We start from the raw sequence: 15,640 nt of genomic DNA on the forward strand, positions 1-15,640 counted from the left end.
CTTACCTTTTGTGCTTAATATGGTTGCGTAAATAGCCTTGTGCTCCAGCCCAAATGAACCCAAGCCAAGCAAACGAGGGCGGTACCGAAGTGTAGCAGTGTGGCATGCGGGGTCATTGGCATATACGCCCATTATGAGTGGTAATATCGCTTGCGGTACATCCACAGCTGGCGCCAGGCATTAGATCTCCATTTCGACATTCCCGATCAGGCATTCAATTCCATGGACATTCACACACCTCGACTCCGGCTGGAGCCTTTAGATATCAAGCATGACCAGCTTATTCTGGCGATATTCAACGACCCAGATTTTCTAAAATTTGTCGGCGACAAAGGCATTCGAACCCAAACCCAAGCGCAACAATACCTGCGCGACGGGCCTATGGCGGAGCGGCAACGGTCGGGCATCGTCAATTATGCTGTCATGGCGGCAGATTCGAAGGAGGCCCTTGGCATGTGTGGCCTGTTAAAACGACCCTACCTACCTGAACCTGACCTTGGCTACGGCTTTTTACCTAGTGCTCGAGGTCAGGGCTACGCCTATGAAGCAGCCACCGCTGTACTTGCCTCCCTTAGCTCGCCCTGCACTCTTTGGGCGATGGTTAATCCAGCCAATAGCGCATCACTCGCACTCTTGCATAAATTAAAGTTTGTACCCCACAAGGGCGCTGACATTGCCCTGCCCCATGCGCCCACAACGCTGCTAATCCGACGCAACTGAGCCCATTGCCTCGACGTGTTTGAGCGCAAGCCCGAGTTATCCGTTATTAAGGGACATAAATATCCTTAAAGGAAGCCCCCATGACGCTCAAAAGCCTCCTAGCAGCCATCGCCTGCCTCGCTATTATCGGCCTTTGCCCGACCTTGCAGGCCAAGCCGATGGCGCTAGAAGATGTCTTCGACTTGGAATTTGCCAGCGACCCTCAACCTAGCGCCGACGGAAAGACCATCTATTTTGTGCGCAACTACATGGACATTCAGCAAGACCGCGTGCGCTCTAATCTGTGGCAAGTCGATACCCGCACAGGCCAAATGCGACCATTAACCACGGGCCTCACCAACGACCGATCGCCGAGGCTATCGCCCGATGGCACCCGCTTGGCCTATATTTCAAACCGTGATGGCAGCAACCAGATCTATTTGCTCTGGCTGGAAAATGGCAACACGGCCTTGATCTCACAACTCACTGACGGTGCCTCAAATCTAACCTGGTCGCCCGACAGTAAACAGCTCTACTTCACCCAATTCGTCAAAGCCCAAGCCAAGGCACCAGTATCGCTGCCGGGCAAGCCAGAAAAAGCCAAGTGGGCGAAAGCACCTGTATTTATCGATAGCACCTACTACCGCGCCGATGGTGCCGGTTTCCTGCCCAAGGGCTTTGAGCAGATATTCGCCATGGACGCCAATGGCGGCCACGCGCGCCAATTAACCTCTGCGGAAATGGACCACGCTGGGCCCTTATCGCTGAGCCCGAATGGCAAAACCCTCTACTTTTCAGCCACCCCAGACCCTGAAAACGACGTTATCAACAGCGAGATTTACGCACTTGAACTCAACTCTGGGCAGAGCAAGGCCCTCACCAACCGGCAGGGGCCAGATCATCATGCGAGCATTTCGCCAAACGGCAAATTGCTAGCCTATACCGGCTTCGATGATAAGAACCGTCTATACGAGGTCACGCGCTTGTACGTCCAAGATCTCGCCACCGGCAAGGTAAGCCTAATCACCGATCACTTAGATCGCGATATTGGCACTTACTACTGGCACAAAAACAGCAAAGGCCTGTACCTCAGCTTCGATGACCAAGGCGATAGCGCCATTGCTTGGCAGCCGCTCAAAGGTAAACACAAAGTTCTCACCCGCGCGCTCGGCGGCACCAGTTTAGGCAGGCCCTATGCGAGTGGCCAATTTGCCGTCAATGGCGATGTCTTGGCATTTACCCATAGCCTACCTGGCAGACCTGCTGAAATTGCCAGAATGGATACCGACGGCGGCAAAACCCAAGTACTGACCAGCCTAAACCAAGATTTTAACGCCCGCGTCACGCTCGGCAAGGTGGAGGAGGTCAACTTTAAAGCCAGCACCGACGGACGCAATATTCAAGGCTGGATCGTCTACCCACCCGATTTCGACGCCAAGCAAAAATACCCACTGATGTTAGAGATTCACGGCGGCCCGGTAGCCAATTACGGCCCAAGGTTCAGCGCCGAAATGCAGCTTTTCTCCGCCGCCGGCTATGTCACCCTGTACATCAACCCGCGGGGTAGCGACTCCTACGGCCCCGAGTTCGTCAATCTCATACACCATAACTACCCGTCGCAGGACTACAACGATCTAATGGACGGTGTCGATACCCTACTCGCCAAAGGCTTTATCGACGAACAGAGATTATTCGTCACCGGCGGCAGCGGCGGCGGTGTATTAACGGCGTGGATTGTTGGCCACACCAAGCGATTTGCTGCCGCCGTGGTGGCAAAGCCGGTTATCAACTGGTACAGCTTTACCCTCACCGCCGATGCCTACCCTTACTTCAGCCGTTACTGGTTTGCAAAAAAGCCGTGGGAAGATAGCGCCCACTATATGCAGCGCTCCCCGATTCAATACGTCGGCAATGTAGCGACGCCCACTATGTTATTGACTGGCGAAGCGGATTACAGAACCCCGATGTCGGAAACAGAACAGTTTTATCAAGCGTTGAAATTGCAAGGCGTTGAAACCGCCATGGTGCGCATTCCCGACGCCAGCCACAGCATCACCGCAAGGCCCTCCAACATGATGAATAAAGTGGCGTATATTCTTTGGTGGTTTGCCGAACATGGCGGCCCGAGCGCAGCGCCCGAAAACAAAGGCAACGCGACTCATGACTCGCCATAAACGATAAAAGAGCCGGGAATGATGATTTAAACGTCATTGCCGGCTATATCTCTCCGGTCACTTATTGCTAATAAGACTTACTCGTGAGACTTGGATATTGCTAAAATCACCAAGACTGTATTAACAGTGTTTCATGGACAGAAGCTAACGCCAGATGTTTCTTGGCAGCCACCTAAGGAGTCCCTCTATGCCTCTAACTGCACAAGCCTCCGGCTCGAGCCTACGACCGGAAGGTAAACACACTAGGCTCGATATTATGTTTATCGACAAATACATCGACCCCGCAAAATCCCTAGAACTGCTCAACGCACTTCAGCAGAAATTTATGTTTAACGACGCGGTAAAGCGCCAACTATCCAGTGGTGTGCCCGTGGTGATAAAACACGATACGGACGCAGAAACCGCACAAAAAATTGTCGACTACATCGCCAACCTTGGCGGAGATTGCTGGGTGCAATCCACATCTCCCGATGGCTATACCGATCGCCGCGACCAAAACCGGCGCAACACAGGCGACAGACGCCTACTGCACCGCGGCTGGGCCATCATGCCCGACCGGCGCCGCTCGCGTGAACGTCGAGTATTTTTCCATTAAGCCGTAATCTTTCCATACTGCCCCCTTAGTGATTTGCCTGTTACACTGCAGGCGAATAACAAAAATAGGGGGCTAAAATGACCATCCTTTCATCTTCCCGCTCCATAACGCGTTTTGTTAACTGCGGCGCGCTTTGTGCCACCTTCGTTGCAGCGTTGCTAAGCACTCCGAGCTTTGCCAGCGATCTACTGATTGAAAATATCAAGGGCTATACCTTTACCGATTTAGCCCCGGTCGGCGCCTCGCCGAGTCAATTTAACAAAATTCTCATCCGCGACAATAAAGTGCTCAGCACCAAAAATGCGATTATCGAACGGTTAATGAAACCGGATACAAAACGCATTGATGGCAAAGGGAAAATACTGCTGCCGGGGCTAATAGACGCGCACGGCCACTTGGCCGGCTTGGGGGCGTTACTCTCTAGTGTCGATTTGCGCGAAAGTAAAAATGAAAATGTGGCCGTACAACTGGTGCAAAACTACATAACTAACATAAAGCCCAATAAAAACGCCTGGGTTCTCGGACAAGGTTGGAATCAAGCCAATTGGCCCAGTAAGCAATTTCCCACCAGCGCCAGTTTAAATACCATTGAGGCGCCCAACCCAATCGCACTCGCGCGCGTAGATGGACACGCTGTTTGGTTAAATCAAACAGCGCTTGCGTTAACCGGCATTGATGATTCAACGCCAAACCCTGAAGGCGGTCAAATCATCAGAGACAGCGAAGGCAAGGCCACCGGTGTGCTCATCGATAACGCGATGTCTTTGGTATATAAAAAAATACCACCCATCACAGAACAACAACTCAATCAACAATTACAACGCAGTTTCGATCATCTGCTCTCACTCGGCATCACCGGCGTGCACGATGCGGGCATCAATCAGCCGGTGATTGATGTATTAAAGCAACGAGCTGCCAAGAAAACGCTACCCCTTCGGGTTTATGGCATGCTCGACGGCAGCGACGCAAATCTTAGCCAATGGCTTAAGGCGGGCGCCTACAGCGACGAAGCCGGTTATTTAACGATTGCCTCGGTAAAATTATATGCCGATGGCGCACTCGGTAGCCGCGGTGCCGCTCTGTTAGCGGACTATTCTGACCAACCAAATAATAAAGGTTTAGATATTACTGCACCGGAACCGCTGCTCGAAAAATTCAAACTTATTGATGACCATCAATTTCAAATCTGCGTTCACGCCATTGGCGATCGTGGTAACCAGCAAGTGCTGGATGCATTTGACGCGCTGTTTAACACCGGAGGCAATAGCAACTTACGCCACCGCATAGAGCATGCTCAAGTTATCGCGCCGCAAGACTTAGCGCGCCTCGAGCAACTGGATTTAATTGCGTCTATGCAACCCACCCATGCCACCAGCGATATGCACATGGCCGAAGATAGACTAGGACAGGCGCGACTGACCGGTGCCTACGCTTGGCGCACGCTGCTCAACAATGGCACCCGCATGACCTTTGGTTCAGATTTTCCTGTGGAATCTGCCAATCCATTTTTTGGCATCCACGCCGCCGTCACACGGCAAGATCACAATAACCAACCCGTACCGGGCTGGCGTATTGAAGAAGCCGTAACCATCAACGAGGCCATGAGTCTTTTTACTCGAGATGCCGCCTGGGCCGCCCATATGGAAACAGCGCAAGGCACATTAGAGCCAGGTAAGTGGGCAGATTTTATCCTTGTGGAAGAAAACCCCTACAAGGTAAAGCCCGAACAGCTATGGAAAATCAACGTACATGAGACTTGGGTCGCTGGCGAAAAACGCTGGCCACACTAGTCACAATCGTCGCAAGCCGTTAACACCTAATAATGAGAACGTACTAACAAGAATCCAACATGACCATGCATACAGACAACACCCTCAACAACGATCGTCGTATAGCCCAGTGGCTATTATTTTGCGCACTCGCTATTTTTGTCATGATTATCCTGGGCGGTGTCACGCGTCTCACGGAGTCGGGCCTATCCATTGTTGAATGGAAGCCAGTGATCGGCACACTGCCGCCGATGAACAATCTCGAATGGACGCGGGAATTTGAGCAATATAAACAATTTCCCGAGTACCAAAAAGTTAACAAAGGCATGTCGCTAGATGACTTTAAAACCATCTTCTATTTTGAATATAGCCACCGCTTACTCGGCCGACTAATTGGGGTAATATTTCTAATACCTTTCTTATTTTTTTGGTTTAGCAAGCGGATAAAGCCCGGCTTAGGCATTCCACTACTAGGTCTATTTATCTTGGGTGGTCTGCAGGGTGCACTAGGCTGGTTTATGGTGAAGAGTGGCTTGGTGGACAATCCTCGTGTCAGTCAATATCGCCTTGCCGCTCACCTAGGATTAGCGGTTATTATCTATGCCTACATGCTTTGGCTAGCGTTAAGTCTTTTGCAAACACGCGACCGTCACCCCACGGTCTTTAGCAAGCGCACGCTCGGGCTATGCGCAGTAATCTTTTTCATGATTATAACCGGGGCTTTTGTCGCCGGTACACGCGCAGGCTTAGCCTACCCCACTTGGCCGCTCATGGGCGACAGTTTTATACCCGCTAACCTTTACGCCACCACACCCTTCTGGTTGGCAGCATTTGAGGACATCACAACCATCCAGTTTAACCACCGCATACTTGCCTACATCATCACGATCATTATTGCCTGGCTTGGCTTTGTACTCTGGCGTAGCAACCCCAGTCAGCAAGTAAAACTCGCAATTTTGCTCCTCTGTTCGGCACTCATAATGCAAGTAGGCTTGGGCATTGCGACATTACTCAACCATGTTCCAGTGGCTCTCGCGGCTAGTCATCAAGGCGTGGCCATTATATTGCTCTCCAGCGCGTTATTTTTAGCCCATAGCGTGAAGGTTGGGACGAGAATGCATTAAAAGCTCGATAAAAAAGCGCCGCATTGCGCGGCGCTTTCTCCTATTGATTTATTGACTCAGCACCAACTGTGCCAATCGATTCACGATGAAATCGAGTTTAGCTGGATCAATTACATCAAAAAGCGCAACACCAAGTAAGGCACGAGATTAAACAAGAAAACCATTAGCTTATAAAAACCTAGGCCACCATAGTGCAGGGCATGAAATTGTGTTTCTGTGATATCAAACATGGCCGAGTGCATTCTAAAGGTAAAACCGCGTGCAACCGTGATAAACACCAACCAAATGCACATAACAGCCCAATTAATCACAGTACTCCAGCCAAAAAAAGTCGCCAATTGATCTATTGTCATCGTCTTCTCCTTGGTTATTTTTACTGTATCACTTTTATACTACCATGGCAGCGGGTCACCATTGCCATGACGAAATTGACCTGAATCAACCAAGTTCGTTTCAGCAATGCGAGCCACTAGACGCTGTGCTGCGTCAACAGCGCTAATATCGCCCGCATGCCCCACCATATCCGTTTGTACAAACCCTGGATGTAAAATGGCAACGGCGATGCCTTTTGGCGCCAAATCGACGGCGAGAGATTTGCCAGCAATATTGAGCGCTGCTTTCGACATACGATAGCCGTAGTAGCCCCCCGAACTATTGTCGGCTACCGATCCCATACGGCTCGTGATAAGCGCTATTTTAGATCCAGATGTCAGCTGACTTAACAGAGCATGGGTAACACGCAAAGGGCCGAGGGCATTGACAGCAAATTGTGCCTCAATGTCTTGCCAACGGAGTTGACCTAGGCTGTCGCCTGCTAACAAGCCGGCATTATTAATCAAAATGTCGATTGTTTGCCCTTTTAGCGCGTCGGTCAGTGTGGTTAAAGTGTCTGCGTCGCTCACATCAACCCCCTCAACAACTGAGGCGCCGGACGCCGTTAACGCTTCAGAAGCTTTTCGACAAAGCGCCGACACCTCGTGCCCCTGTGCTAAATAAGCTTGCGTAAGCGCCAACCCAATACCTCGGTTTGCGCCAGTAATCACAACGTGCATAGATGTCTCCAAGGATGTAGGGTTTCAATGTAATTCTGTTAAGACGGCACCATGCCGTGAAACTGCTGCCCCAGCCAACGGCAAATCGCTTTGCCATCATTAATATAAGCGCGCCCGGTTTGTGTAGAACGAGCTAGGCCCGTAGGTAAATCACCCTCGGCGAATACCAACGCTGGGCTATTTTGCAATTCAACACCTAAAAGCTCTACCAATGCGGCTCGCGGGCGGTCAAAATCAATATAAATAAACTCGACTTGCGCTTTTAAGTGCGGATGGTAAACAAAAAAGCCTTCCATCAACGCACAATCTGGGCAAAACATGTTCGCTTCTGTGCCATAGCCAGGTTTAAGTAGATACAATTGGGGTTTAGACATTGGTTTTCCGTTCCTACAATAATACACACCGTAAAATGGAGATATTACCATGAACCGACTCAGCTTTTATTTTACTGTTGTATGTCTATGCGCCTTTGCTACCCATGCAAATACCCAAGAACTATCACCGAAAGAGCAAGCGGCAAAGGGACAAGCGACAGAAAACCACTTGGTTCACACCAGCCTAGCGCCAGAGCTAGAAAAATTTCGCCCCTTTATTAATCGCACCTATCGCGGTGAATACAAAGATGAAAAAAGTGGAAAGGTCGCCATCGATATCGCTCAATGGCAGCGCGCCTTAAACGGCCGAGCCATTCGAGTTCTACACTCTATCGACGAGGGTAAGTACGGCGGCGAGACGCTGTTTTTCTTTGATAAAAACCAATCTTCTGTGCGCTTTTACTATTTCACCACCGAAGGGTTTTACACCGAGGGTAGCGTCAGTTTTGATGGCAACAAGATGATCAGCACGGAAATCGTTAACGGTGAAGCAAGCGGCATTACTAGCGTCATCTCAGTCGCCGAACTGAGCAGCAGCGGCGTCATGACCATCAACTCGACCTACCTAAAAGGCGATATCGAGGTTAACACCAGCCGCGCGGTATACGCCCCTATTCCGCATCAAAATCCCATTTTTAAATGAGCCTCAACTGTGAATAACGCCCAGCCCGCCTTCAGCTGGGGATTAACGGCAATCCTGCTCGTAACACTGCCGTTTTTCTTTATTGGCGGCCCAGATTGGCAGGCGATGCCACTTTATCGCCAGGTTTGGAATGGCGGTCACATCGCTTTTTTTTGCTTTAGTATTATTCTGGTTCGACAATTTATCGCGCTAGATTCAGCACAACGTTGGCTAGCGGCGTCGCTAGTGACACTCATCATCGGCACCCTGATCGAAATCATTCAACAACAGGTAGGGCGCGAGTTTAGCTATACGGATTTATTGTTTAATCTGGTAGGGCTCTGGCTGGGCTTAAGCTGGACTCAACGCGCTTCTCGACTCACTTGGCTGCTACGTCTGGGCGCCGGCGTGTTACTAACACCGTTTTTATGGACGGTAGCCCAAGCGAGCCAACTGCAAATTGCCAGCGCTTATTATTTTCCCCTGATTACTAGTTTTGAAAGTCGTTCGGAATTACTCCGAATTTCTGGCCCCGCCAGTCTAACGAGCCAAATAACGTCCAAAGGAAAATACGCCCTAAAAATACATTTCGATAAAGCCAAGTACTCCACCGTCAGTATTGATAAGCCGCTAGGCAGCTGGATTGGCTACCAACAACTTATGCTGGACATCTATAACCCAGAGCCCGAACCATTACGCCTAGTCTTACGCATTTCAGATGCCGAGCACGATCGAGGTTCGCAGGCGTTAACCGATCGATTTAACGTTGCCATAACGGTAACAAACGGCTGGAATACTATAGCCATCAAGCTAGATGATATTCGCCAGGCGCCGTTAACGCGGGAACTTAATCTTGCCCAGCTAACCAACATAGCCATTTTCTCTCAGGGATTAGACAAGCCTCGCACCGTGTATCTGGATCATATTCGCTTAGAGTAATCGCTTGGCGATACACAGGTTGACAAAAACCCATTACAACAAGGGATATAGCATGAAAACAATTGGACTCATAGGCGGTATGAGCTGGGAATCCACCAGCCACTACTACTCGGCCATTAATCGAGAAGTTAATCGAAGAATGGGCGCTTTTCACTCAGCCAAGATTGTCATGGTTAGCGTAGATTTCGCCGAAGTAGAACATCTACAGCGAGCGAACAATTGGCAAGCGGCGGGAAACCTATTAGCCCATGCGGCCTTACAACTGCAAGCAGCAGGTGCCGACTGCATTGTTATTTGCACCAACACCATGCACAAAGTTGCCCCACAAATAGAATGTGCCGTCAATATTCCCTTGCTCCACATTGCCGACGCAACGGGCCGTGCACTCGTGGCTAAGGGCATGGACCATGTGGCACTTTTGGGCACGGCGTTTACCATGGCGCAAGATTTTTACAAGCAAAGGCTGGCCGACAACTTTCCCCTAAAGGTGACGGTTCCTAATGCTAGCGAGCAAGAAATCATTCACAACATTATTTATCAAGAGTTGTGTAAAGGTATTATCGCGGACACATCGCGCTCAGCCTATTTAACCATCATGAATAGACTACAGGCAGATGGCGCGCAGGCAATCATCTTAGGTTGTACAGAAATAGGTCTATTAGTCACGCGCGAACACACACAGATTCCACTGTTCGACACCACATTGATTCACAGCATGGCCGCGGTTGATTTTGCGCTGAGCTAGCGCATGCACAATACCAAGGTCTAGTGGTCAAACCACCCTTAACTGCTAGGGTAGTTGTGCAAATAAAAACACAACCGCAAGAGCAGATGACTGGGTACTTAGGGTTCATGGATGCTTAGCTAGTCCTACAGGGAATTTTCCGGATATCGCTCTATAACAATAATGAAATGGAGCAAATCATGAATATCTCTCTGGGCAAGTTAATCTTGCCACTGAGTTTTTCCCTCGCAGCACTCAGCATGAACGCCGATGCAGGCAGTTGGCAAAACAACGCCAGCGTTGGCGGTTTCAATAAGGTCCACATTTATACTCCCGATAGCGTATCAAGTATCGGTCAAGGTAAAGGCTTGCTTATTGTATTACATGGCTGCACCCAGAGTATTGATGCGTTCAAAACAGCCAAGCTCGAAACCGCTGCAGAAACCTACGGACTTGTGATTGCCGTACCCGACGCGATGAACAAATCCGGTTTCAGTTGTTGGCATTACTGGGACAATACAAAATCTCGCAGCCACAAGGATTACAAAAACCTCATTAGCCTTGCCACCACCTTATCGAGTGACGCCAACCGCAATATCGATAGCAAACAAGTTTACATAGCAGGATTATCCTCTGGCGCTGCTTTCGCAAATACCACGGCCTGTTTAGCACCGGACGTATTTGCCGGCATGGGCATTAGCGCGGGGCCAAGTATTGGCACCAGTTCCAGTGGCGCGATTTCGACCTGTGAGAGCGCCAATGTAACATCGCGCTGTAACACTTACGCCGGCAGTTATGCCAGTCATTTCGCCACCCAAATTACCTCTATCGCTCACGGCGATGCCGACACCACAGTTAACACCTGCTACAACCAACAAAATGCCAGCGGTATGGCTGGCGTCTATGGGGTCAACCAACTTAGTGGCAGTCAAGTGATTAGCGAAGGTACACGCACCGCGGATCAAACACTATGGACCGACGGCCGTGTCTCTATGCTTTGGCTCAATGGTCTAGATCACGCCTGGTCGGGCGGCGCAGGCGCTTCCGGCAGCTACATTGGCAGCGCGAGTATTAATTACGCCAGTTATTTAGGCGAATTTTTTAAAAATAATAATAAGCGGGTCAGCCGTAACCAAGCGCCAACCTTGAGCAATGTCATCACCAGTAGCAGCCAAGATTGGATTCTTGTGGATGGCGATGCCGAGGATGCTGAAACGAGTGTGTCGGCTATCAACATAGAATTCAAACGGCTAGACAGCACCGCGAACGCGATAAATCGACACACACAAGTTGATGGGAGTGGTCATTTCAGTGTCAACCAAAGTGGCTTCAGCAATGGCCTGTACAGCGTTTCAGTAACCGCCACCGATACCGAGGGCGCCACCAGCATCATGACTCAGAAAACCCAACGCGTCGGCCCGGAACCCGCAGCTGCGGCACCCACCTTGCAGAACATCACGGCTCAAGTGAGCGGCCAATGCGCCACCGTTGCTGGCGATGTGTTTGACATCAACAACAACCTTACACACGTGCAGGTGAGCTTTAGCCAGCAAACCCTAAGCGCCGCAATTAACGGCACAAACTTTAGCGCCCAAACCTGCGCCTTAGCTGGCGGTGCCCAAACTGCCACTGTCACGGCCACAGATTCAAGCGGCCTGAGCACGCAAGCCAGTATCAGCTTTACCATTGATGCTGGCTCCACCGGCGACTATAACCATCACATAAACTTGGGGCATATCACCTGGGGCAATGGTTATTCAGCCTGCTACTTAGCCTTCGGCACCAACCCCTTCACCATGCGCGAAACCAGCGCCGGCAGCAGTCAATGTCAATGGGTTGCCGATGGCCAAGCCTCCTGTGCAGGGCCGGCGCAAACCTGCAGTAACACACCTACCGATACCGATGGCGATGGCATCGCCGACGAGGTCGATAATTGCCCGCTCATCGCCAATGCCAATCAGCAAGATAATGACGCTGACGGCCTCGGCAATGCCTGCGACAGTACACCTAACGGCGAGCAGCAACCGACAGATACCGATAACGACGGCGTTGCCGATAGCCAAGATAATTGCCCCAACATCGCCAACAGCAATCAACTCGATAGCGATGCCGATGGTGTAGGTGACGCCTGTGACAGCACCCCGAATGGCGACTTTCAGTGCACGCAAACCACGTCTAGCAACTACGCTCACGTGCAGGGCAATAGAGCCACCACTAGCGGCGGCTACGTTTACGCAAAAGGTTCGGGAACCAATATAGGCCTATACAATATATTTGTAACTAAGACACTCGCACAAACGAGCAGTGGTTTTTATATTCTGGGTAACTGTCCAAACTAACTTTGGATCAAGGCTTGGCAGACTCGAAACGTCTGCCAAGTTTCACGCCAAAAACGCAGTATTATTGCAACCAATCATCACGACCCGTTTTCACAACCTGCTAAGGTTATGCGGCCTGCAACATAAATGCGAAACAACTACCCTGGCCTAGGCGCGACGTCACTTGAATGCTGCAGCCATGCAAATCTAAAATCCGCTTAACAATAGCTAAGCCCAGCCCCGTGCCTTGCTCAGATTCCACATTGGGTCTTGTACCACGGTAATAGCGATCAAACAATTTTGGTAATTCATCTTGGCTCACACCGATACCGGTATCGGCAACGCTCACATGAATATTGGCAACACCAGACTTCAAACCCAGCGTTACCTTGCCACCGGAAGGCGTATAGCGCAGCGCATTTTCCACTAAGTTTTCCAACACCCGCTCAATCAGGGCAATATCGGCGTCCACTTGAAATAATCCACCATCTACTTGAAAGACCAGATCAATATGTCGATCCTTTGCTTTTAATTCGAATTTTTGCATCACATCTTGAAGCAGTTCCGCCAAAGAAAAACGCTCCAACTTAGGGGTAATTCGACCAGCATCCAACTTGCTCAACTCAAATAGCTCGCTAATGAGGCGCCCCAAGCGCTGGCAATGTTTAAACGCCGTGGATAAATATCGAGATCGCTCTGCCTCGGTCAGCTTTTGGCTAGGTAAACTCAAAACCTCTAAATAACCCTGCATGGATGCCAGCGGTGTGCGTAAATCGTGTGACACATTGGAGATCAACTCTCTACGCAACCGATCGGTTTCTTCCAGGCTGTGCATTTGCGCCTCAATTCGACGTTGCATGGCATTAAAAGCTTGACTCATATGAGCTATTTCGTCGCGCCCAAGGGACAGCGTATTTTCTTTAGCGGCGGGAACAAGTTGTTGTGCCCGCGCAAATTTATGCATCGCTAAAGATAATTGCCTGAGCGGTTTAGTCAGACTACTAAAGATCAAAAAACCCACCGCTACACCGAAGCTTAACAAGGCGAATATCGCGCCAGCAGCCAACTGCAATGAATAACTACCCTTCAGTGAATCACTTAAGGTGCTGTAGCGCTCGCCCCCGAGAATGACATACAAATAACCTTCTGGCGCCGCGACTGCGCCGACGGGAAATACCGAAAATATTTTTTCTCCGCTGTCAGTCCGCGGGTCCGTGCCTAAAACCGCTGACGCTTCGGGCTCTGCCAACCAGCGTTGTAACGGCGGCAAGGCAACCTGATGTCGCTTAATCGACTCGGCGGGAACACCTTGGGACACAATGCGTCCGTCGGCATCCAGTAAGTACACTTCAACAATGGGATTTACCACCATAACTAAACCGGCCAACTCTTGCATTGCCGCTTCGTTAACCACGCCCTGCTCGATGAGTGGCGCGCGATTAACGATATACATCGCGAGGCTACGGTTTAGCTTTTGGGTAATCTCATCGTAATACCGATCACTGCTCCAAAAAATTAGCGAGACGTAACTCAAGCCAATCAAGCAGAACAACAACATAAAACTCACACTGAGTCGCGCTCTAAGACTCCACGCTCGCCAGATCATAGCGCCTCCTGAAACTTATAACCCACTCCCCACACGGTCAGAATATATTTTGGCTGTGAAGGGTCAGATTCAATTTTGGCGCGCAATCGATTGATGTGGCTGTTAACAGTGTGCTCGTAACCATCGTGACCGTAGCCCCATACGTCTTGCAACAGATCCATGCGTCGAAAAACCTTGCCGGGATTACTCACAAAATAACATAGCAGGTCAAACTCCTTCGCGGTGCAATCTACCGTCGCACCACGCACTTCTACCCGACGCTGCTGGCTATCAACCAAAATATCTCCCACCTGTACTATTCTTTCGGCTGGATTTGGCACGGGAACCTGATTCATGGCCGAGCGCCGCAACAGCGCCTTGACTCTCGCCACCAGCTCCAGTGAACTAAATGGCTTGGTCAAGTAATCATCGGCACCTAATTCCAGCCCCAGCACGCGATCCAATTCCGTGGCGCGCGAAGTTAGCATTAACACCGGCGTCGTTATCCCTTTTGCGCGCAATTCGCGACACACATCTAAGCCATCCATACCTGGCAAACGCAAATCGAGTAAAATTAGATCCCATTTTTGCGCAAGAGCAAGGGCAAGACCTTCACTACCCGAGTGACACTTAATGCACTCGCCCGCTAGGTCGCGCAATTGCAGCTGAACCAGTTCGGCTAAATCTTTTTCATCTTCAACGATGAGAAAACGTCGCTCCGGCGTTGGATAAGCCAAAATGCTTGCGCTCATGGGCAGTCCTTAAAATACTGGTTCTTTGTCAAATAAACAGACGTATAAATTGAAGGCAAAAACTCGCTCGGGGCACTCTCAGCCACCTTGGCAAAACACCAAAGCTGAGCAACCCGAGCGACGTAAGTGATAAAAAATATCACTGCACAAATCTCGCAGCGACCGGTTATTGCATGCGGGTAACCACAACCCTTAACACTGGGTTGTCGAAACGATGGACGTTAGTTAAAACCGAGCCCATCGATCCTTCATCGCTGGTTAACACACCAGCATGCATGGCCACTTGATCGCGAATATCATCGCGTTGTGCATTAAAGCCTTCCTGCGCACCGCCAGCTGCCGCTGGGCCGGGTACCGTATCAGCCGACTCACTATTGGCCTCCGTACCGGCGTCATAGGCCACTGTTGTCAACGTGATTGAGTCGCCAACGGCTAGGTTTGTTACATCCAAACCATTAAATCCCGTGATAGCGTCATTGGTGTTAACAAGCATGGTCACAGCACTTAATTGCACTGGCTCCGTGTGCGCCACATCAAACTCAGCGCTAACCGTGACCGTCTCGCTCATGCCCGGCATTAATACACCCGCGCCGCCGACGTTATTAAACGTCATGGCATTGGCATCTAATTGAGCAAGCAGATCCCCATTGGCACCACTTTCGGCCAGTTGCTCCAACGCAACACTGGCCGCGGTTCCCACCCTCATCAACCGCACCTCTGAATTGTGTAGGCTTGCAACTAAGGGAGAAACCGGTTGGCCATAGGTGAGGTTGGTCACTTGAATCGAGTACTCGCGCAACGCCGTATCCGGCGCCGGATCATCGTCATCTCTGTCTGGACAACCCGCGAGCAGCGCAACCGCACAGGTCAGTAAACTCCAACGCCCTATCAACTCTAGTGGCTTATTCATAGC

Annotated in this window: 15 protein-coding genes; 9 read left to right on the top strand and 6 right to left on the bottom strand. The window is 50.5% G+C overall.

The window, feature by feature from the left end; translation table 11 throughout:
- The first annotated feature begins 150 nt into the window (after positions 1-150).
- From ACGHTT_RS12610 to ACGHTT_RS12630, 5 genes are all read left to right on the top strand, one after another.
- The gene (locus ACGHTT_RS12610) at positions 151-720 is read left to right on the top strand and encodes a GNAT family N-acetyltransferase (protein ID WP_390591002.1); all 570 of its coding nucleotides are present in this window, start codon (positions 151-153) and stop codon (positions 718-720) included.
- A gap of 80 nt (positions 721-800) precedes the next feature.
- Entirely contained in the window at positions 801-2,873 is a 2,073-nt protein-coding gene (locus ACGHTT_RS12615; RefSeq protein WP_390591003.1) for a S9 family peptidase, read from the top strand.
- Positions 2,874-3,060: 187 nt separating this feature from the next.
- Positions 3,061-3,468: a hypothetical protein gene (locus ACGHTT_RS12620; RefSeq protein ID WP_390591005.1), complete on the top strand. Its 408-nt coding sequence runs from the start codon at positions 3,061-3,063 to the stop codon at positions 3,466-3,468.
- Positions 3,469-3,545: 77 nt separating this feature from the next.
- On the top strand, positions 3,546-5,258 hold the full coding sequence (locus ACGHTT_RS12625) for an amidohydrolase (protein WP_390591006.1): 1,713 nt from the start codon (positions 3,546-3,548) through the stop codon (positions 5,256-5,258).
- A 59-nt stretch (positions 5,259-5,317) separates the two neighbouring features.
- Positions 5,318-6,361, top strand: coding sequence for a COX15/CtaA family protein (locus ACGHTT_RS12630; RefSeq protein WP_390591007.1), 1,044 nt, complete (start codon positions 5,318-5,320; stop codon positions 6,359-6,361).
- 110 nt (positions 6,362-6,471) lie between these two features.
- Here the strand turns inward: ACGHTT_RS12630 and ACGHTT_RS12635 are convergent, their stop codons facing one another.
- From ACGHTT_RS12635 to ACGHTT_RS12645, 3 genes are read right to left on the bottom strand one after another with little or no spacing between them, the layout of a single operon-like run.
- Positions 6,472-6,714 (bottom strand): DUF6868 family protein, encoded by a 243-nt coding sequence (locus ACGHTT_RS12635; RefSeq protein ID WP_390591008.1) that lies wholly within the window; start codon positions 6,712-6,714, stop codon positions 6,472-6,474.
- 39 nt (positions 6,715-6,753) lie between these two features.
- A complete protein-coding gene (locus tag ACGHTT_RS12640; RefSeq protein ID WP_390591009.1) occupies positions 6,754-7,413 on the bottom strand; it encodes an SDR family oxidoreductase in 660 nt (219 codons plus the stop codon).
- A 38-nt stretch (positions 7,414-7,451) separates the two neighbouring features.
- The gene (locus ACGHTT_RS12645) at positions 7,452-7,787 is read right to left on the bottom strand and encodes a DUF3088 family protein (protein WP_390591011.1); all 336 of its coding nucleotides are present in this window, start codon (positions 7,785-7,787) and stop codon (positions 7,452-7,454) included.
- Positions 7,788-7,836: 49 nt separating this feature from the next.
- Here ACGHTT_RS12645 and ACGHTT_RS12650 point away from each other — a divergent pair, with 49 nt between their 5' ends.
- The 4 genes from ACGHTT_RS12650 (at position 7,837) to ACGHTT_RS12665 (ending at position 12,411) form a co-directional block, all read left to right on the top strand.
- The gene (locus tag ACGHTT_RS12650) at positions 7,837-8,430 is read left to right on the top strand and encodes a hypothetical protein (protein ID WP_390591012.1); all 594 of its coding nucleotides are present in this window, start codon (positions 7,837-7,839) and stop codon (positions 8,428-8,430) included.
- A 9-nt stretch (positions 8,431-8,439) separates the two neighbouring features.
- The gene (locus tag ACGHTT_RS12655) at positions 8,440-9,348 is read left to right on the top strand and encodes a hypothetical protein (RefSeq protein ID WP_390591013.1); all 909 of its coding nucleotides are present in this window, start codon (positions 8,440-8,442) and stop codon (positions 9,346-9,348) included.
- A gap of 52 nt (positions 9,349-9,400) precedes the next feature.
- A complete protein-coding gene (locus tag ACGHTT_RS12660) occupies positions 9,401-10,093 on the top strand; it encodes an aspartate/glutamate racemase family protein (protein WP_390591015.1) in 693 nt (230 codons plus the stop codon).
- Positions 10,094-10,272: 179 nt separating this feature from the next.
- A complete protein-coding gene (locus tag ACGHTT_RS12665) occupies positions 10,273-12,411 on the top strand; it encodes a PHB depolymerase family esterase (RefSeq protein ID WP_390591016.1) in 2,139 nt (712 codons plus the stop codon).
- 106 nt (positions 12,412-12,517) lie between these two features.
- On the opposite strand, the gene ACGHTT_RS12670 is transcribed toward ACGHTT_RS12665, so the two are convergent.
- The 3 genes from ACGHTT_RS12670 to ACGHTT_RS12680 all read right to left on the bottom strand — a co-directional run bounded on the left by ACGHTT_RS12670 (position 12,518) and on the right by ACGHTT_RS12680 (position 15,637).
- Entirely contained in the window at positions 12,518-13,996 is a 1,479-nt protein-coding gene (locus ACGHTT_RS12670) for an ATP-binding protein (protein WP_390591017.1), read from the bottom strand.
- On the bottom strand, positions 13,993-14,727 hold the full coding sequence (locus ACGHTT_RS12675) for a response regulator transcription factor (RefSeq protein WP_390591019.1): 735 nt from the start codon (positions 14,725-14,727) through the stop codon (positions 13,993-13,995). The genes ACGHTT_RS12670 and ACGHTT_RS12675 overlap by 4 nt, the downstream gene beginning before the upstream one ends.
- A 166-nt stretch (positions 14,728-14,893) precedes the next feature.
- On the bottom strand, positions 14,894-15,637 hold the full coding sequence (locus tag ACGHTT_RS12680; RefSeq protein ID WP_390591021.1) for a spondin domain-containing protein: 744 nt from the start codon (positions 15,635-15,637) through the stop codon (positions 14,894-14,896).
- Between the last annotated feature and the right edge of the window lie 3 nt (positions 15,638-15,640).

Source organism: Simiduia litorea, assembly GCF_042853465.1.
GTDB lineage: Bacteria > Pseudomonadota > Gammaproteobacteria > Pseudomonadales > Cellvibrionaceae > Simiduia > Simiduia litorea.

Coding starts and splice junctions, on each gene's coding strand:
- ACGHTT_RS12615 (WP_390591003.1), top strand. CDS start 801: ATGACGCTCAAAAGCCTCCTAGCAGCCATCGCCTGCCTCGCTATTATC.
- ACGHTT_RS12620 (WP_390591005.1), top strand. CDS start 3,061: ATGCCTCTAACTGCACAAGCCTCCGGCTCGAGCCTACGACCGGAAGGT.
- ACGHTT_RS12625 (WP_390591006.1), top strand. CDS start 3,546: ATGACCATCCTTTCATCTTCCCGCTCCATAACGCGTTTTGTTAACTGC.
- ACGHTT_RS12630 (WP_390591007.1), top strand. CDS start 5,318: ATGACCATGCATACAGACAACACCCTCAACAACGATCGTCGTATAGCC.
- ACGHTT_RS12635 (WP_390591008.1), bottom strand. CDS start 6,714: ATGACAATAGATCAATTGGCGACTTTTTTTGGCTGGAGTACTGTGATT.
- ACGHTT_RS12640 (WP_390591009.1), bottom strand. CDS start 7,413: ATGCACGTTGTGATTACTGGCGCAAACCGAGGTATTGGGTTGGCGCTT.
- ACGHTT_RS12645 (WP_390591011.1), bottom strand. CDS start 7,787: ATGTCTAAACCCCAATTGTATCTACTTAAACCTGGCTATGGCACAGAA.
- ACGHTT_RS12650 (WP_390591012.1), top strand. CDS start 7,837: ATGAACCGACTCAGCTTTTATTTTACTGTTGTATGTCTATGCGCCTTT.
- ACGHTT_RS12660 (WP_390591015.1), top strand. CDS start 9,401: ATGAAAACAATTGGACTCATAGGCGGTATGAGCTGGGAATCCACCAGC.
- ACGHTT_RS12665 (WP_390591016.1), top strand. CDS start 10,273: ATGAATATCTCTCTGGGCAAGTTAATCTTGCCACTGAGTTTTTCCCTC.
- ACGHTT_RS12670 (WP_390591017.1), bottom strand. CDS start 13,996: ATGATCTGGCGAGCGTGGAGTCTTAGAGCGCGACTCAGTGTGAGTTTT.
- ACGHTT_RS12675 (WP_390591019.1), bottom strand. CDS start 14,727: ATGAGCGCAAGCATTTTGGCTTATCCAACGCCGGAGCGACGTTTTCTC.
- ACGHTT_RS12680 (WP_390591021.1), bottom strand. CDS start 15,637: ATGAATAAGCCACTAGAGTTGATAGGGCGTTGGAGTTTACTGACCTGT.